Source organism: Streptomyces sp. R11 (genome assembly GCF_041051905.1).
In the GTDB taxonomy this organism is placed as follows: domain Bacteria; phylum Actinomycetota; class Actinomycetes; order Streptomycetales; family Streptomycetaceae; genus Streptomyces.
The window spans coordinates 7,175,150-7,192,992 of the sequence record NZ_CP163432.1; the positions used below are offsets into that span (position 1 = coordinate 7,175,150).

Annotated in this window: 14 protein-coding genes; 8 read left to right on the forward strand and 6 right to left on the reverse strand. The window is 72.0% G+C overall.

Features of this window, described 5'->3' with window-relative positions:
• Positions 1-81 precede the first annotated feature (81 nt).
• Together AB5J55_RS33085 and AB5J55_RS33090 are read left to right on the forward strand one after the other, a co-directional pair.
• Positions 82-1,452, forward strand: coding sequence for a M14 family zinc carboxypeptidase (locus tag AB5J55_RS33085; protein ID WP_369274116.1), 1,371 nt, complete (start codon positions 82-84; stop codon positions 1,450-1,452).
• Positions 1,449-1,868, forward strand: coding sequence for an SSI family serine proteinase inhibitor (locus AB5J55_RS33090; protein WP_369274117.1), 420 nt, complete (start codon positions 1,449-1,451; stop codon positions 1,866-1,868). Before AB5J55_RS33085 ends, AB5J55_RS33090 begins: the two co-directional genes overlap by 4 nt.
• A 55-nt stretch (positions 1,869-1,923) precedes the next feature.
• Here AB5J55_RS33090 and AB5J55_RS33095 read toward each other — a convergent pair whose 3' ends face one another.
• Positions 1,924-3,174 (reverse strand): M14 family zinc carboxypeptidase, encoded by a 1,251-nt coding sequence (locus AB5J55_RS33095; protein ID WP_369276362.1) that lies wholly within the window; start codon positions 3,172-3,174, stop codon positions 1,924-1,926.
• Positions 3,175-3,565: 391 nt separating this feature from the next.
• Positions 3,566-5,944 (reverse strand): malto-oligosyltrehalose synthase, encoded by a 2,379-nt coding sequence (treY, locus tag AB5J55_RS33100; RefSeq protein WP_369274118.1) that lies wholly within the window; start codon positions 5,942-5,944, stop codon positions 3,566-3,568.
• An 81-nt stretch (positions 5,945-6,025) separates the two neighbouring features.
• Between treY and AB5J55_RS33105 the strand changes: the two genes are divergently transcribed.
• Positions 6,026-7,420, forward strand: coding sequence for an MFS transporter (locus AB5J55_RS33105; protein WP_369274119.1), 1,395 nt, complete (start codon positions 6,026-6,028; stop codon positions 7,418-7,420).
• Here the strand turns inward: AB5J55_RS33105 and glgX are convergent.
• The gene (gene glgX, locus AB5J55_RS33110) at positions 7,417-9,591 is read right to left on the reverse strand and encodes a glycogen debranching protein GlgX (protein WP_369274120.1); all 2,175 of its coding nucleotides are present in this window, start codon (positions 9,589-9,591) and stop codon (positions 7,417-7,419) included. The genes AB5J55_RS33105 and glgX overlap by 4 nt on opposite strands.
• Before the next feature lie 180 nt (positions 9,592-9,771).
• Between glgX and AB5J55_RS33115 the strand changes: the two genes are divergently transcribed.
• From AB5J55_RS33115 to AB5J55_RS33130, 4 genes are all read left to right on the forward strand, one after another.
• Positions 9,772-10,593, forward strand: coding sequence for a Tat pathway signal sequence domain protein (locus AB5J55_RS33115; RefSeq protein WP_369274121.1), 822 nt, complete (start codon positions 9,772-9,774; stop codon positions 10,591-10,593).
• Between the two features lie 85 nt (positions 10,594-10,678).
• Positions 10,679-11,995, forward strand: a complete 1,317-nt coding sequence (locus AB5J55_RS33120) for a copper amine oxidase (protein WP_369274122.1) — start codon at positions 10,679-10,681, stop codon at positions 11,993-11,995.
• 103 nt (positions 11,996-12,098) lie between these two features.
• The gene (locus tag AB5J55_RS33125; protein WP_369276363.1) at positions 12,099-13,340 is read left to right on the forward strand and encodes an SAV2148 family HEPN domain-containing protein; all 1,242 of its coding nucleotides are present in this window, start codon (positions 12,099-12,101) and stop codon (positions 13,338-13,340) included.
• A 131-nt stretch (positions 13,341-13,471) separates the two neighbouring features.
• Positions 13,472-14,209 carry a 3'-5' exonuclease gene (locus AB5J55_RS33130; protein WP_369274123.1) on the forward strand — a complete coding sequence of 246 codons (738 nt, stop codon included), beginning with the start codon at positions 13,472-13,474 and terminating at the stop codon, positions 14,207-14,209.
• Positions 14,210-14,345: 136 nt separating this feature from the next.
• On the opposite strand, the gene AB5J55_RS33135 is transcribed toward AB5J55_RS33130, so the two are convergent.
• A complete protein-coding gene (locus AB5J55_RS33135) occupies positions 14,346-14,855 on the reverse strand; it encodes a YbaK/EbsC family protein (RefSeq protein WP_369274124.1) in 510 nt (169 codons plus the stop codon).
• A complete protein-coding gene (locus AB5J55_RS33140; protein ID WP_369274125.1) occupies positions 14,819-15,796 on the reverse strand; it encodes a DMT family transporter in 978 nt (325 codons plus the stop codon). Before AB5J55_RS33140 ends, AB5J55_RS33135 begins: the two co-directional genes overlap by 37 nt.
• Positions 15,797-15,887: 91 nt before the next feature.
• On the opposite strand from AB5J55_RS33140, the gene AB5J55_RS33145 reads away from it, so the two are divergent.
• Positions 15,888-16,802 carry a LysR family transcriptional regulator gene (locus AB5J55_RS33145; protein ID WP_369274126.1) on the forward strand — a complete coding sequence of 305 codons (915 nt, stop codon included), beginning with the start codon at positions 15,888-15,890 and terminating at the stop codon, positions 16,800-16,802.
• 42 nt (positions 16,803-16,844) lie between these two features.
• On the opposite strand, the gene AB5J55_RS33150 is transcribed toward AB5J55_RS33145, so the two are convergent.
• Positions 16,845-17,708, reverse strand: coding sequence for a phosphotransferase enzyme family protein (locus AB5J55_RS33150; RefSeq protein ID WP_369274127.1), 864 nt, complete (start codon positions 17,706-17,708; stop codon positions 16,845-16,847).
• Between the last annotated feature and the right edge of the window lie 135 nt (positions 17,709-17,843).

The following is a 17,843-nucleotide window of genomic DNA, read 5'->3' on the forward strand; positions in this document are numbered from 1 at the left end:
CCTCGGTGGTGTTGACGTACTGGCCAAGTCGTGACTGACTGTGCGTACACCATGCACACCAGGTGAACCGACGGCACCGCATTGTGGAGGTGTGCCCTGCCGCCACTCCTCCGCTACCCGACCGTCGACGAGCTGGGCGCCCGGGCGGCCGCGCTCGTCGCCCGCCGTCCCCGTGACGCACGACTGCGCCGTGTCGGCACGTCCCGCGCGGGCACGCCCCTGTGGCTGCTGTCCGTCGGCCACGGCAGCCGCCAGGCCCTCGTCGTGGCCGGCCCGCACGCCAACGAGCCGGTGGGCGGCGCCACCGTCCTGCGGCTGGCCGAACGGGTGCTCGCCGACCCCCGCCTGCACGAGGGCGCCGACGCCACCTGGAACCTGCTGCTGTGCCTCGACCCCGACGGCCTGCGCCGCAACGAGGGCTGGCTGCACGGGCCGTACGGCCTCGCCGACTACTTCCGGCACTTCTTCCGGCCCGGATTCCTGGAGCAGCCCGAATGGCTGCCGGACGGTGCGGACGCCGCCACGCTGCCCGAGACCCGCGCCCTGCTCGAACTCCAGGACGAACTGCGGCCCTTCCTGCAGTGCTCCCTGCACGGCGTCGACGTCGGTGGCGGCTTCGTCGAGCTGACCCATGACCTGCCCGGCCTCGCCCAGCGCATCGCGCACACGGCGGCCCGCCTCGGCATCCCGCGCGAGCTCGGCCCCTACGACACCCTGTACTGGCCGGAACTGGGCCCCGCCGTCTACCGGATCCCCAGGCCCCGCCGGGGTGACCTGGCCGCCGCCATCACCGAGGCGGCCGTGGAGTCGACGTGGTTCCATCCGTACCGGCACGGCACGGTCACGGCGGTCGTGGAGGCGCCCATGTGGGGTGTGGCCGCCGTGCAGGACGGTGCTCCGCCCGCCGATGAGGAAACGGTCCTGCGCAGGGTGAGCCACACCCTCCGGCACGACACCCTCCTGCTCCAGCGGCTGCTGGAACGCCTGCGGCCCCACCTGCCCGCCGGACCGGAGTCGGCCCGGCTGCTCGCCCCGGTCGACGACTATTTACTGGTCTGTCCAGGGCTCGCGAACACCTGGGACCCCGACGTGCGGGACCCGGTCGGCGTACACCCCCTTCCCCCGCTCAGCACCGCCCATCTGGCCGCCCTGCGCATCGCCGGGCGGCGCCTCGCGCTGCGCACCGCCGGACTGCTGCACCAGCTCGTGACGGGCGCCGGGCGCGACCCTGCCGGGGTGCTGCCGGAGTTGGACCGGCTTCTCGACGAGTGGTGCGACGACTATCGCGACGGCTGCGGGGCGCGCTGGATCCCGGTCGCGCGGCAGGTGGAGTACCAGGCGCGGGTGGTGCTCGCCGCGTTCGAACTCGCCGGACGGTACGCGCCCGCGTGCTCCCGTTCGGGTGAGTCGGGGTGGAATGCCGGGGCCGCCGTGCCGATGCATCGGGAATGACGCAATCAATCACGGCGAAAGCGGTACGGGGCGGCCTGCTGGCGGCGGCCGCCATGCTCCTCCTCGGCGCGACCCCGGCGCAGGCGGCGGCCCAGGAATCGGACTCGGAGAACTGGCTCTTCCTGACGGTCACCCGGGGCGACGCCCGCCACGGTGACCCGCACGGCACGCTGCTGCTGTGCGACCCGCCGCAGGGCCACGGGAAGGCGGCGGAGGCCTGCGCGGAGCTCGAGAAGGTGGGCGGCGACATCAGCCGGCTCCGGACGGCGGACGCCTTCTGCCCGATGATCTACGCCCCGGTGACCGTCCACGCGCGCGGGGAGTGGCAGGGACGGCCGGTCGAGTACCGGGAGACATTCGCCAACGGGTGCGCGATGGGTGCTCGGACGGGAGCCGTGTTCGCGCTGGACGACTGACGCCGTGCCGCATCGGCCGTACCGCACACGCCGGCGCGGCTCAGGTCGGCGCGGCTCAGGTCGGCCGGTCGCGCGCGTGCAGCGCTGCCGCTACGACCGTGCGGGACTGGTGCTCGACCTGGTGCTCCAGGGGCACCCAGCGGGCCCGGAAGCGCTCGGCGAAGGCGTCGCTCCAGGTCGCCACCAGATGTTCGAGGCGCTGCGCCCCGCGGTCGTCGGCCTCGCGCAGGACGCGCAGCAGCATGGCCGCCGCCCGCAGCGGCAGCCGGCGACCGAAGGCGTCCACGCTCCCGACGTACGCCATGGTGTTGTCGGCGGGCGGCGTGCGCATCCAGTCGGCGGCCAGCCCTGGCACCAGCTCCAGCGCCCACTTCGAGGCCCGCAGCAGGGGCCCGTCGAGGCCGTCCAGGCGGGGAAGCGCCTCAGCGAGCACCCGCTCCACCTCCAGCGCGTCCCGCAGCAGCCGGGCCGCCAGCCGCCGCATCGCGCCGGCCGGGTCCGGATGCGGCGCGGGGTCGTCCACCAGGTCGCTGGCCCACATCGGCACCTCGACGACCGCGGTCAGGCCGCCGTAGCGGTGCACGTGGTACCAGGTGCTGCTGCGCGCGTCGTCCGGCATGCTCGGATAGGCCGCGCCCGCGCCAGGCGCCGGCATCACATGCACCCCGGGTCCGGACGCGGGCCAGCCGGCCGCGTCCGAGGCGCCCGTCTCCACCGGGATGTGCAGCTGGGCCGCGGACTTCGCGAACGGCTCGGCGAGGCCCGGGACGTCCTTCGTCAACTGCACCCAGCTGCCGCCCAGATCGGTGCCGTGCAGGGTCACCTGGAGGTAGGGGCGCAGTTCGTCGATGACCCGGGTCAGCGCGCGCGTCTCGGGCGGCAGCCGGTCGGCCGGCAGCGTGGCCGGTGCCCACTCCGGCTGTTCCTCGGCCGCGGGCCGGAAGAAGCCGCGGTGGTAGTCGAGCAGGCTGCGGGGTGCCGGGGTGACGTGCAGGCTCGCCCCGTCGGGATCCGCGCACAGCAGGAAGTGCCAGGAGATGTCCCTGCGCAACTCCCGTTCGACCAGGACGCGTTCGGCGACCGCGAGGAGGGTGGGCCCGCCGGTCGGTTCGTTGGAGTGCGCTCCGGCGACCACCAGGACGGCGGGCCGGGCGTGACCGATGGACAGCAGGTGGAGGGGTCTGCCCGCTCGGGAGGACCCCACCTGTCTCATGGTGCACAGGCCCGGTCGGTGAGCGGCCAGTGCGCGGGCGGACAGGACCAGCTCGGTCAGCGTGGGGTAGCGCAGCTCCGGCAGGAGACTCACCCCCGTCATGTCCGCCCAGCCTTCGCAATCCGCAGTACCCCACGGTCTGGTTTACGTGTCAAGGACTTCACGGGGGAGGCTCCCGGGGGCGCCCAGTTGCATTCACCCCCGGCGCGTGGGGGCAGCGGGAGCCGGGGGCGGCGCGAGGTCGGTCCGGCCGGGGTACTGCGCACCGGTCGCCGGCCGCCGACCGGCATGAACGGACGCCGGGAGCGCCGGATCGCACAGGGCGCCAGAGCTCGTCACCACGCGCTGCCCGTGTGCACGAGCCCCGGGAGCGCACGCGGGCCCGAGCCGGGTCGCCGGCGCTCTGGCAGGGCGCGGGGTGCCCATGTACGCGCTGGACGGTCGTGCTCTCCGCGGAGGTCCTCACTACCGCTCCAAAGCCGTTCTACGACTGCCCCTCCAGCTCGACCGCCTGCTCACCGACCCGCTCCAGCAACGCGACCGGGACGCCCTTGAAGAGCTCCTCCACGCGCGCGTGCCCGGTGAACTCCCGCTCCGGAGCCAGCACATCGGCCCAACGGCCCGGCGGCAGCCGCAGCACCGTGTCCCGCCAGCCACCCGACTGCGCCAGCCGCAGTGACAGCCGCGTCACGGCGGTGACCACCTCTCCGGAGCGCCCGAAGGCCACACAGTGCGCGGCGGCCGGGCCCTCGGCGGTCAGGGGCGCGTACGACGCCGAGTCACCGAAGACCTCGGGACGCCTCCTGCGCAGCCGCAGCGCGGCCGCCGTCAGCGCGCCCTTCTCACCGGGGTCCCGGTGCGGGAACCGCACGCCCCGGCGGTTGTCCGGGTCCACCAGCGCCCGGTACTCGCCCTCCGTGCCCTGATAGACGTCCGGCACGCCCGGCATCGTCAACTGGGCCAGGGCCATGCCCAGCAGGTTCGCCCGGATGTGCGGCTCCATACGGCTCCGGAACGCGGCCACGCGCTCGCCGGGCACCCCGCAGGGCCCCGCGGCGACGAACGCCGCCACCGCCTCCTCGTACGGCGGTTCCTGCTCCGTCCAGCTGGTGAACAGCCCGGCCTCGCGCACATGCTTCAGCAGCGCCCCCTGAACGCGGTCCACATCCGCCTCGCCCAGCGCGAACACCGTCTGCCAGGCAGCCCACGCCAGCTGCGCGTCCGGTACGCCCTCGCCGTCACGGGTCACCTCCGTCAGGACGTCCGCCCAGTGCTCCGGGCACTCGGTGAGCACGGCCAGCGCGGCCCGTACGTCGGCACTGCGCTTGGTGTCGTGCGTCGACGCGACCGTCCCCGTCACGGGCCAGTCGCGCTGCACGCGCGCGCAGTAGGCATGGAACTCGTCGGCCGACACGGCGGGGCTCCCCGGGTTCCCGCCCACCTCGGTCGCCGACAGCAGCGGCACATAGCGGTAGAACGCCGTGTCCTCCACGGACTTGGCCCGCAACGCCGACGCCGTCTGCGCGAACCGCGTCCGGAACTCCACGTGGTCCGGTCCGTCACCGGCCCGCCCGAGCACCAGCTCGCGCACCACATCGACCGCGCCCGCCTCCTCGGGCACGACGAAGGCGAGCCGGGCCTCGGCCGCGGCCTCCTCGGTGACCACACGGGCCGCGTCCCCGGAGGCGTACGGCCGGTAGACGTCCAGCCGGACGAGCAGCTCCTGCAGCGCGGTGCGCAGCGCCCAGGGGGCCCGGTCCCGCAGCGCCGGCTCCGGCGACGTGGCGCACAGGCGGCTCGCCACCCGCGTCAGCCGGTCGATCTCCGTGGCCAGCTCGTGCGTGAGCACCTTGTACGCCGCCCGCCGCACGGTCGCCTCCCAGTCGCCGCCCCGGTCCGTCTGCGGGGCCGCGAACCGCCGGTACTGGCCGAGGAGTTCCCCGAACCCCGCCGGATCGGTGAAGAGGCCGTCGATGTGCCGCAGGGCGTCGTAGCCGGTGGTGCCGGCCACGGGCCAGGAGGCCGGCAGGTGCTCGCCGTCCGACAGGATCTTCTCCACGACCGTCCAGCGCCCACCGGTCGCCTCGTGGAGGCTCTGGAGATACGCGTCCGGGTCGGCGAGGCCGTCGGGGTGGTCGATGCGCAGCCCGTCGATCACGCCCTCGTGAAGGAGCTGGAGGATCTTGGCGTGCGTGGCCTCGAACACCTCCGGGTCCTCGACCCGCACCCCGATCAGCTCCGAGATGCTGAAGAATCGCCGGTAGTTGAGCTCCGTACGGGCCAGCCGCCACCACACCGGGCGGTACCACTGAGCGTCCAGGAGCTGCGGCAGCGGCAGTTGCTCGGTGCCTTCGCGCAGCGGGAACTCATGGTCGTAGTAGCGCAGGACGCCGCCGTCCACCTCCAGACGGCCGAGCTCCTCGCCCAGCGGCCCCCCGAGCACCGGCAGCAACACCTGTCCGCCCTGGGCCTCCCAGTCGATGTCGAACCACCGCGCGTACGGCGACTTGGGGCCCTCGCGCAACACCTCCCACAGGGCGCGGTTGTGGCGCGGGGCCATGGCCATGTGGTTCGGCACGATGTCCACGACGAGGCCGAGACCGTGTTCGCGCGCAGTGCGGGCCAGTGCGCGCAGTCCCTCCTCGCCGCCCAGTTCCTCGCGCACGCGCGCGTGGTCCACGACGTCATAGCCGTGCCCCGACCCCGGGACCGCCTCCAGGACGGGGGACAGGTGCAGATGCGAGACGCCGAGCGAGGCCAGGTACGGCACGGCCGCCGCCGCGGCCTCGAAAGGGAACGAGGACTGCAGCTGCAGCCGGTACGTGGCGGTCGGCACCGTCGGTTCAGGTCGCTCAGGTGTCATGGAAAGCTACGTACCCGCCCTGCCGCCCTTCGTGTCATCGTCCCCTCCACGTGGGCCCACGCGCGTGCCTAGCTTCGAGTGATGGGAAAGACAGGGACGACAGGACGCCGCGGCTCCTCCGCGGCCTACCGCGAGGTGATCGGCCTGACCGGGCCGGTGCTGCCGGTCATGTCCTTCCTGGCTCGGCTGCCGACCGCCACGATCCAGTTCGGCAGCGTTCTGCTGGTCGCGCGCACGAGCGGCTCCCTGGCCGCCGCCGGGCTGACCGGCGGTGCGCTCGCCGTCGGGCAGGTGGCGTGCGGTCCGCTGGTCGGCCGACTCGCCGACCGGCGTGGTCAGCGGACGGTCGTGCTCGTCTTCTCGCTCGCCAACGCCGTCGCGATCTCCGGGCTGGTCGCCGGTGCGCTCGCGGGGCTGGAGGCCGCGGTGCTGGCCGTGGTGGGGGCGGTGGCCGGAGCGACGGTGCCGCAGATCGGGCCGATGGCCCGCGCCCGTCTCGTGGCTCTCGCCCGCCGTGCGGGGGCTCGCGACTCGACGGTGGGCGCCGCGCTGTCCTTCGAGAGCACCCTGGATGAGGTCTCCTTCGTGCTGGGGCCCGCCCTGGTCGGCCTGGCGGCCGTGACTGCGCATCCCGGGTACGCGCTGGGTGGTGCCGCGGTGTTGGTGGCGTTGTGCGGCAGCGGCTTCGCGTTGCATCGGACGGCGGTGGCGACACGGCCTGGACCCGTCGGTGCGTCGGCGGAACGACGGTCGGGTTCCGTCCGGACGCCTGCGGGGCGACGGAACGGTGCCGTCCCCACGGCGCCCACAGGGCGGGGCGGTCCCGTGCCGACGGCGCCCACGGGAGGGGACGGTCCCGTCCCGGCGTCGCCGGCAGGAGGAGACGGTCCCGTCCCGCCGCCCCCCATCCCCCGATCCATCCACGCCCTCCGAGCCGCCCTCGCTCTCCAGGGCGCCATGTTCGGCGCCTGCCAAGCCGGCATCACCGCCCTCACCGAGCGCCTTGGACAGCCGGACCAGGCTGGGCTCGTCTACGCCGCCATGGGGGTGATGAGCGCTGTCGCCGGGCTCTCCATGGCCGCCGTGCCCGCCCGGCTCGGCCTCACCGTCCGCTGGCGGGCAGCCACGGCAGCCGCGTTCCTGCTGTCGCTCCCGCTGCTGTGGACGGAGGGCCTGCCCGCCCTCTACGTCACCGTCACCGTCCTCGGCGTCGCCTACGCCCCGCACCTCATCACGGTGTTCGGGCTCACCGAGCGCGTGGTGCCGCCCGCGCGGCTCTCCGAGGCGATGGCGTTCGCGACGAGCGCGCTGGTCGGCGGGCAGGCTCTCGCGCTCGCCGTCACCGGCCGGCTGGCCGAGTCGTACGGTCCCGCGACGGCCTTCGGCGCCGCCAGCCTCGCCGCGGCGCTCGCCTGTGCGATCGCGCTGGCGGTGCGCCCGGCGTCGTACCCCGGACGCACCGCCACATCGCCCTAGACCGGCCGCTGCAACACCGTCATGCTGCGGTCCACCAACGTCAACCGGTCCCCGGCCTGCACCTTCGCTGCCGTCTCCGGCGGCACTCCGTCCGCGCGCGCGGTGTCGACGACCACCTGCCACTCGCGGCCGTGGTTGACCGGCACGACGAAGTCGAGGGTCTTCGGGGAGGCGTTGAACATCAGCAGGAACGAGTCGTCGCCGATGCGCTCCCCGCGCGCGCCCGGCTCCGAGATCGCGTTGCCGTTGAGGAACACCGTCAGCGCCGACGCCTGCGCGCGGTCCCAGTCCCGCTGGGCCATCTCCTTGCCCTGCGGAGTGAACCAGGCGATGTCCGACAGGTCGTCGTGGGTGCCCTCCACGGGCCGCCCGTGGAAGAAGCGGCGCCGGCGGAACACCGGATGGTCCCGCCGCAGCCACACCATCGCGCGCGTGAAGGCGAGCAACTCGCGGGGCAGACCGGCCAGGGCATCGCCCTCAGGGCCGCCTTGCCCGTCCGAACCCGCCTCACCGGCGACCCCGTCGGTCGGCCACTCCACCCACGCGAGTTCGCTGTCCTGGCAGTACGCGTTGTTGTTGCCCCGCTGGGTGCGCGCGAACTCGTCGCCGTGGCTGATCATCGGCACACCCTGGGACAGCATCAGCGTGGCGATGAAGTTGCGCATCTGACGGGCGCGCAGCTCCAGGACGGCCGGGTCGTCGGTCTCGCCCTCCGCCCCGCAGTTCCAGGACCGGTTGTGACTCTCGCCGTCCCGGTTGTCCTCGCCGTTGGCGTGGTTGTGCTTGTCGTTGTACGAGACGAGGTCGTGCAGCGTGAAACCGTCATGGCAGGTCACGAAGTTGATGGAGGCCAGCGGGCGCCGCCCGTCGTCCTGGTACAGGTCGGACGAGCCGGTCAGCCGGGACGCGAACTCCGCCAGCGCGCGCGGCTCGCCGCGCCACAGGTCCCGTACGGTGTCGCGGTACTTGCCGTTCCACTCGGTCCACAGCGGCGGGAAATTGCCCACCTGGTAACCGCCCTCGCCCACGTCCCAGGGCTCGGCGATCAGTTTCACCTGGGACACCACCGGGTCCTGCTGGACCAGGTCGAAGAACGACGACAGCCGGTCCACCTCGTGGAACTGCCGGGCCAGGGTGGCCGCGAGGTCGAAGCGGAAGCCGTCGACGTGCATCTCGGTGACCCAGTACCGCAGCGAGTCCATGATCAGCTGCAGGACGTGCGGGGACCGCATGAGCAGTGAGTTGCCGGTCCCGGTGGTGTCCATGTAGTAGCGCGGGTCGTCCGTCAGGCGGTAGTACTGCGGATTGTCCAGGCCCCGGAAGGACAGCGTGGGGCCCAGGTGGTTGCCCTCGGCGGTGTGGTTGTAGACCACGTCAAGGATGACCTCTATGCCGGCCTCGTGCAGCGCCCGCACCGCCGACTTGAACTCCAGGACCTGCTGGCCGCGGTCGCCCCAGGAGGCGTACGCGTTGTGCGGGGCGAAGAAGCCGATCGTGTTGTAGCCCCAGTAGTTGTTCAGGCCCATGTCGACCAGCCGATGGTCGTTCACGAACTGGTGGACCGGCATCAGCTCCAGCGCCGTCACGCCCAGCTCGGTGAGGTGCTCGATGACCGCCGGGTGTGCGAGGGCGGCGTAGGTGCCGCGCAGTTCCTCGGGCAGCCCGGGGTGGCGCATGGTCAGGCCCTTCACATGGGCCTCGTAGATCACCGTGTGGTGGTACTCGGTGCGCGGCCGCCGGTCGTCGCCCCAGTCGAAGTACGGGTTCACCACGACCGACGACATCGTGTGCGGCGCCGAGTCCAGGTCGTTGCGCTTGTCGGGTTTGTCGAAGTGGTAGCCGTACACCTCCTCGCCCCAGCGGATCGAGCCGCTGACCGCCTTGGCGTACGGGTCGAGCAGCAGCTTCGCGGAGTTGCAGCGCAGACCGCGCTCGGGCGCGTAGGGTCCGTGCACCCGGAAGCCGTACCGCTGTCCCGGCATGACGCCCGGCACGTACGCGTGCCGTACGAAGGCGTCGCTCTCCCGCAGTTCCACCGCCGTCTCCGAGCCGTCGTCGTGCAGCAGACACAGCTCTACTCGGTCCGCGGCCTCCGTGAAGACCGCGAAGTTGGTGCCGGCGCCGTCGTAGGTGGCACCGAGTGGATATGCCTCTCCAGGCCAGACCTGCATGGTCACGACTCTTTCAGCTCGGGCACGCCGTCGTGGGCGCCTTGACGTCGAGTCTCCCCAAAAGTGATGGAACCACCTATGACTTACGTCCCTCTTATCGGTCGACCAGGCATACGCGTTATGCCGAACCAGTGGGGCCAACACGTACTCCCGGGGACGTACGGGGAGTAGGGGGAAGATGTGCGCAAGATAGTGCACCGCCATCTGGGCAAGGTGGTGGCAGGTGCGGCCATCGCCGTCGCGGGAACGGCCGTGATGGTCGGGATCACCCTGCCGGGGACGGCGGGGGCCGACGAAACGGGAGGAAGCAACAGCGGTCAGCCCGCCCAGCAGGCCGCCCAGGAGCAGGGGCAGGGCGCCGGCACGGTGCCGCCGGGCGTCGTCGAGGGGGCCCCGAGCGAGGGTGACGAGGGCACGGGCAACGACCCGCTGACCGACGACGAGATGGACCGGGCCGCGAAGCTCGCGGTCAACCCGCAGCTGCGCAGCGCCGGTGAGAACGTCGAGGGCGACCGCGGGCCGCAGCGCCTCGGCGTCGACCTGGCCGAGCCGGACGCCGACGAGCCGGACGACGCGAACGCGCCGCGCCGGGCCGAGGTCTCGTTCTACGACTACAAGACCGACGCGCTCGTCACCAAGACCGTCAACCTCGACACCGGCAAGGTCGAGCAGACCTCCACCGAGCACGGTGTCCAGCCGCCGCTGAGCCGTGCCGAGTACGCCGAGGCGGCCAAGATCCTGATCGCCGACCCGCTGGGCGCGGGCATGAAGGCGGACTACAAGGACGCCACCGGCAAGGAACTCAGCTCCCCGGACCAGCTGCTGCTCAACGGCGCCGTGTACCGGGCCGCTCCGGGTGCCCAGCCCGCCGTACTCGACCAGTGCGGCGAACACCGTTGCGTGCGGCTGTTCCCGAAGGTGAAGAACGGGCCCTGGATCGACGCCCGCTCCTTCGTGATCGACCTGAGCGCCCGCAAGGTCGCCAAGCTCGACATCGGCTGAACCACTCTCCGTTCAGTCTTCCAACTCGCGCGCCACAGGCGTGCATCTCACGTACTTGCACCTCCTGTAAGGGAGTCATTTCTTCATGCGTGTGAACAGAATGAGCCGTGCCCGCAAGGGTGCGGCCCTGGGCCTGTCCGTGGCCGCACTGGCCGCCGGCGCGACGACCGGCGCCGGACCCGCCTCCGCCCAGCCGAAGAACGCCCCGGCGCCTGCGGCCGACTGCAGTGCCGCCTACCGCATCGAGCAGAAGCTCACCGGCGGCACGACCTGGCGGATGTGCTGGCGCTACGACGGCAAGGCCGGGCTCGTCCTGGAGAACATCTCCTACCAGCCCAAGGGCGAGGCCAAGCCGATCAAGGTCCTCAACAACGCCAGGCTCGGCCAGATCCACGTCCCGTACGACGACGGCAGCGTCGAGTACGACGACCTGACGGGCTTCGGCTTCGCCCAGGGCCTGATGAACCTCGCGCCCAGCGAGTGCCCGGGCGGCACCATCAAGTCCGTCAAGGTCCCCGAGGCCTGGGACCCGGAGCACCCGAACGTCAACGGCCTGTGCACGACGACCCGCGCGCGTGGCCACGCCTACCGCATGCAGGGCGACACCGGCGACAAGGTCTACCAGGCGCAGAGCAAGGACCTGCTCGTCTACACGGTCAACCAGGTCGGCTGGTACGAGTACATGACCGAGTGGCGCTTCCAGGACGACGGCACGGTCACCATGAACGTCGGCGCCACCGGCAGCCTGTCGTACGACGACTACGACGCCGGCGACGGCCGCGGCTGGCCGATCGGCAAGGGCGACAGGGCCAAGGCCACCAGCCACAGCCACAACGTCTTCTGGCGGCTGGACTTCGGCCTGGACGGCTCCTCCAAGGGCAAGATCGAGCAGTACGACTCGGCCGTGACCGCGCCCGCCGCCGGTGACCGTGCCCCGAAGACCAAGACCACCCGCACCAAGGTCACCAAGGAACTCGCCGGCGACGCCAAGAACTACCGCTGGTGGCGCATGGTCAGCGCGACCGGCAAGAACAAGGACGGCCACGCGCGGTCGTACGAGATCGTCCCCGGCGCCAGCACCAAGTACCCGGGCCGCAGTTTCACCAAGCACGACATGTACTTCACCGAGTACAACAAGTGCGAGAAGTTCGCCACGAACAACCCGGGTTGCGGCAACACCCACCCCAAGTCCGTCGACAAGTGGGTCGGCGGTCAGAGCCTCACCCACCCGATCGTCTGGATGAACGTGGGCTTCCACCACATCGCCCGCGACGAGGACCAGCAGCCCATGCCGGTCCACTGGCAGGGATTCTCCATCGTCCCGCGGGACGTGACGGCTATGAATCCGCTCACTCCGAGCGAGCTCGCCTGGCAGAACGGGCACTGGCAGCCTCGTAGTTGAGAAACGACCCTGTCCATCCGGCTGCACCGCCGACCGCTCCCGGAGTACCCTTCCTTGATCGTTGGGACGGGGAGTGCTCGGGGGAGCGGAAGGCGGTGCGCGGGTGGGCTCGGGAGGGCTGGAGTTGCCCCCTGGTGACGAGGGTCACGAGGGGAACTCCACAGACGTCCCGCCCGGCACGGTGTCGCTGGCCAGGCCGATGGAGACCAACTCCATCGGCCCGGAGCTGGACTGGGACACCGAGGCCTGGCGTGAGGTACGGACGCGCGCCCAGCGGGCCGGCCGGGCATACATTTGGCTGAACCTCGTCGAACAGCGGCTGCGCGCGGTCGTGGCCGCTGTGCTGCGCCCCATCTACGAACCTGTCCACGGCCACGACGACTGGGTGGTGGCGGCGGCCGGCCCCGCCGGGCAGGAGTGGGTGCAGCGCGCCGTCGCGGTACGCGAAGTCAGCCGCCGCAAGGGCTACTTGCTGGACCCGGCCGACGACAACGTCCTCAGCTTCCTCACCCTGCCGCAGCTGCGCGAGCTGATGGTGCAGCACTGGCCGTGCTTCGAGCCCTACATCGACGACCGCAGGGACGTCGAACTCGCCCTGGACGAGCTCGAAGTGACCCGGAACGTCGTGTCGCGCAACCGGGCCCTGTCCGAGGCGGTCCTCAACCAGGCCGAACGGGCCTCCGCGCGACTGCTGGAGGTCCTCGGTTCGAGCGGTGACGTCCCGTCCGCGCGCCGGCTGCCCATCGACGCGGTCGAGGACCTGGTGGGCGACCGGTACGCCGACGTGGTCGCCGTGCACTCCGACCGGGTGCGGCTGCTGCGCCAGTTCCCGGCCGAGGACATCTTCGGCGGCGCGCGCAGGCTCGACGCCATCGGTATCGGCCTCAACCTTCTCGTGCAGAACTTCTCCGGGCGGCGCCTTGTGCGGCTCGCCGAGTCCGGTTGCCGGGTCCGGCTGCTGTTCCTGAACCCGGCCTCCAGCGCGGTCAAGCGGCGGGAACGCGAACTCGGCATCAAGCGCGGCGAGCTGAGCCGGGCGGTCGAGATGAACATCCTGCACATGCGCCGGGTGCGCTCCCGGCTGCGCGACCCGGGTGCCTTCGAGATCCAGGTCTTCGACGAGACGCCCCGCTTCACGGCCTACCTCGTGGACGGCGACGGCTCCGACGGCATCGCGGTCGTGCAGACCTATCTGCGGCGGATGCGAGGTCTCGAGGCGCCGGTTCTGGTGCTGCGTAACGGCAGCAGGGTGGTCAAGTCGGACGAGATCGACGAAGGCGGGCTCTTCCCCACGTATCGCGAGGAGTTCGAGCTCATGTGGGCGGATTCGCGTCCAGTGTCCTGAACTGTCCAAGTACGAACCGGTCGCGAAAGACCGTCCCGCCGCGGAAGCGGAATGCGGTCCCCTGATTGTCAGTGGCGCATGGGAGGGTGGAGACCACTGGGGGAAAGCACCACCAAGAAGGGGGACCGCCCATGGGCTGGCACCGTGAGCTGCTGATCGGCTTCGACCTGGAGACGACCGGGACAGATCCGCGCGAGGCGCGCATCGTCACCGCTGCCGTGATCGAGGTCAGTGACGGGCAGCCCCTGGGGCACAAGGAGTGGCTGGCCGATCCGGGCGTCGAGATCCCGGCGGACGCGGTTGCGGTCCACGGCATCAGCAACGAGCGCGCGGCCGCCGAGGGCCGCCCGGCCGACCAGGTGGCGGACGCCGTCGCGGACGTCCTGGTGACGTACTGGAAGACGGGAGTGCCGGTCGTCGCGTACAACGCGGCCTTCGACCTGAGCCTCCTCTCCGCCGAACTGCGGCGGTACGGCCTGCCGTCTTTGAGCGACCGCCTGGGCGGTCTTGCCCCCGCCCCGGTCATCGACCCGTACACCATCGACCGCTGGGCCGACCGCTACCGCCGCGGCAAGCGCAACCTCGAAGCGGTCTGCCGGGAGTACGGCATCGCACTCGACTCCGCACACGACGCCTCCGCCGACGCCCTCGCCGCGGCCCGCCTGGCCGGCGCGATAGCCGTCCGCCACCCCAAGATCGCGTCGCTCGGCCCGGCGGAGCTGCACCTTCGTCAGATCGAGTGGTACGCGGAGTGGGCGGCGGACTTCCAGAACTTCCTGCGCCGCAAGGGCGACGCGACCGCGGTGGTCGACGGCACGTGGCCGCTGAGGGAGCCGGCGGGGGAGCGGGTGGCGGGCGAGACGGTCTGAGGGGCGCTGAGCGCGGGCGGCAGCGGGGCGAGGGGCGTCAGGCCGACGCAGGCCGGTCCTGCCTTCCGGCGGCGTCCCGCACGCCGGTGCGGCACGTGACCCCGCAGGAACGGTGGCGCCGATGCGACGGCTTGCGTCACTCAGACGCGGACGCCGGCGCAGCGATCCGCTCGACGCGCGGCTTGGCCAGCCGCTCGTAGTCCGCGCCGGAGATGCGGAGCGAGCGGTCCAGCCGGGCGGCGTTGAAGTACAGCTTCGGCTGGGCCACGACGTCCGGGTCGGCGACGAGTTCGAGGTCGGGGTCGAAGCTGAACGGCAGGACCGTGCCGGGCACCGCACGGGCCAACCGCTCCGCGGTCTGAGGGTCACTGAAGCCGACGTAGCGCGCTGCGAACAGCGCCCGGACGGCGTCCAGGTCCACCCGACGGTCGCCCGGGACGACGGCGAGGACGTGCCGGGTCGTGCGCCGGTCCACCTTGACCCGCAGCACGATGCACTTCGCGGCTTCGGAGGCCGGGTGACCGCGCAGGGCGCAGACGGCCTCGGTGGCGCCTTCGGGCTCGTGGTCGATGAGGCGGTGGTCGATGGAGGAGGAGTCGAGCAGGGAGATCAGGTGGTCGTAAGTGTCGTATGCGTGCTCGGGCATTCGGGTTCCTTGCTGAGGGCGTCGGCCGGGGCATGGGATGCGGTGAGTGTGAGGTCCGGTGTGTTGCGGTGCGCCCGTTCCACAGCCTGGCCCCAGTAGGTGCCGGCCACCATGAGGGCCGCTCCGAGGCCGGTGAGCGGGGTGAGATGGTCGCCGCCGAGGGCCATGCCCACCGCGACCGCCCAGACCGGCTCGGTGCCCAGCAGCAGAGTGGCCCTGCTGGCGGAGGTGCGCTGCACGGCCCAGGTCTGCGCCAGGAAGGCGAACACACTGCAGAACAGGGCGAGATGGAGCAGCTGGGCCCAGGTCGCCGGGTCGGCGTGGACCAGCGCCGGCAGGTCGAAGGCGGCGGCCGGCAGGAACAGGGCCGTGCCGACGAGGGTCTGCACCGTCGTCAGCTGCAGCGGGCGGATCGCGCGCCCGGTGGTGAAGCGGCCGACCAGCGCGACATGCCCGGCCCGGATGATGGCGGCACCGAGCATCAGCAGGTCGCCGAGGCGGGGCGCGTGGAAGCCGTTGCCGGACATGAGGAGCCCGACGGCCAGGATGCACACACCGGTCGCGGCGAAGAAGGAGACGGGCAGTGAGCCGTGGCGGCCCCCACGGTCGAGGAGCGGGGTGAGGACGATGGTCAGGCTGATGATGAGCCCGGCGTTGGCGGCGCTGGTGTGGGCGACGCCGTACGTCTCCACGAGCAGGACCGCGGCCTGCGTCACCCCGAGGGGCAGACCGGCCCGCAGCTCGGCGCGCGTCCATCGGCGCGAGCCGCCCCGCCCGGCCGCGACCAGGCCGAGACAGGCGACGGCGGACAGGCCGTAGCGGGCGAGGAGCACCAGCAGCACGGGGAGCGCGGCCGTGGCCGTCTGGGCGGAGAGATAGCTGGAGCCCCAGACGAGCGCGACCAGGAGGAGTACCGCATCGGTACGTCGGACATCGGACACCTGCCCACCGTGCACGGAAACGTCCGTGAAGCCCAGTACCACCTTCTAAAAGGATCATTTAGCAGCGCTACATCGTCCCTACACTGAGGCAATGGACGAACGGCAACTGAGGATCCTGCGGGAGCTCGGCGAACTGGGCAGTGTCACGGCGGTCGCCGAGGCGCTGTTGGTGACGCCGTCGGCGATCTCCCAGCAGCTGCGGCTGCTGCAGCGGGCGATCCCGGTGCCGCTCACCGAGCGGCAGGGGCGGCGCCTGGTGCTCACCGATGCCGGGCAGGCGCTGGCGGGCGCAGCCGTCGAGGTGGAGACGGCGCTGGCACGCGCAAGGCGCACCGTCGACGATTTCGTCGGGCGGCCGGACGGGGAGGTGTCGGTGGCGGCGTTCCACAGCGCGGGTGCCGCGTTCTTCCCGCTGTTGATCAGCGCGCTCGCCGGTCCGGGCAAGCCGGTGCCGAGGCTCGCCGACGAGGACGTACCGCAGGAGGACTTTCCCCGGCTCACACGGGAGTACGACATCGTCCTCGCGCACCGGCTGGACCACGCCCCGCCCTGGCCGGACACGGTGGCCGCGACGACGCTGCTGCGCGAGCCGCTGGACGTGGCCATGCCCGCCGGCCATCCGCTGGCCGCCAAGCGCCGTGTCACTCCGCGCGATGTGGCGGACGAGCCATGGATCACGGTGCACGACGGCTTCCCGGTACTGGCGGTCATCGAAGCCATCGCCGCGTCGGCCGGGCGGCGCCTCCATCTGGCCCACCGCATCAACGAGTTCACGGTGGTGGCCGAGGTGGTGGCAGCCGGCGGCGGCATCGCGCTGATGCCGCGCTGGACGACGCGCCCCCACCCCGCACTCACCCTCAGACCCCTCAGCGGCGTCCAGTCCCGACGCCACATCGACGCCTTGTACCGCCCGGAGCGCACAGCCAGATCGGCGGTCCGCACGGTACTGGCCGACCTCGCCAGTGCCGCGCGCCAGATCCGGAGCAGGGAAGGTCCGGCTCGGTGATGCCTGTGCTGCATGTCGGGCCGGACGGGCCGGGTTCCGGGGTCAGAACGGATACCACCGCACGGCCTCATCCCCCTCCCGCAACGACGCCACCCGCCGCTCGAACTCGGTCAGCGCCTTCGGATTGCTCGGCGCATGCTGCGAGACCCAGGCACAGCTCGCCGTCTCCCGCGCTCCGCGCAGCACCGAGCAGCCGTCCCACGCCCGCACGTCCCAGCCGTAGGTCTCGACGAAGGAGTCGTAGGCCGCCGCGGGCAACCCGTACCGATCCCGCGAGAGCGCCATGACCACCAGGTCGTGCTCGCGCAGATCGGCCGAGAAGGTCTCCAGGTCGACCAGTACCGGCCCGCCCGGGCCCACATGCACGTTGCGCGGCAGTGCGTCCCCGTGGATCGGCCCGGGGGTCAGACGGGGCGTCAGCCCGGCCGCAGCCGCCGCGAACCCGTCCCGCCGCTCCCGCAAGTACGCCGCGTCCGCAGGATCGATCGCGTCGCCCGCCAGCCGCAGCCACCGCTCCACGCCACCCAGCAGCTCGCGGGGCGGCAGTTCGAAGGAAGGCGTGGGCAGGGCGTGCACGACCCGTAGCAGTTCGGCCAAATCCCGTGGCTCGGCGGGCCGTACCGGGTCGGGGAGCCGCTGCCACACGGTCACCGGGTGCCCCTCCACCAGCATCGCCTTGGGCTCGGCCGCCCGCACCGCCGGCACGCCCGCCTCTTCCAGCCACACCGCGATGTCCAGTTCGCGCCGCGCCCGGCCGAGGAGTTCGGCGTCGCGGCCCACCTTGACGACCAGGTCACCGGCGGCGAACACCGCGTTCTCACCCAGGGCGAGCAATCGCGCGTCCCGGGCCGGAGCGGGCAGTATTCCTGCCGCGCCCAGTACGTCCCGCGCCCGTGCCTCGTCCATCGTCCGCCTCCGTGTGGTCCTGCCTCGCCATGAACGGCGTCGGATTCCCGCCATCCACGGCTCAGTCTCGCATTTCCACAGGTCGGACCGCGTGCGCGCTGCCTTGACGGGAAAGAGCGCCTTCACGACCATGAC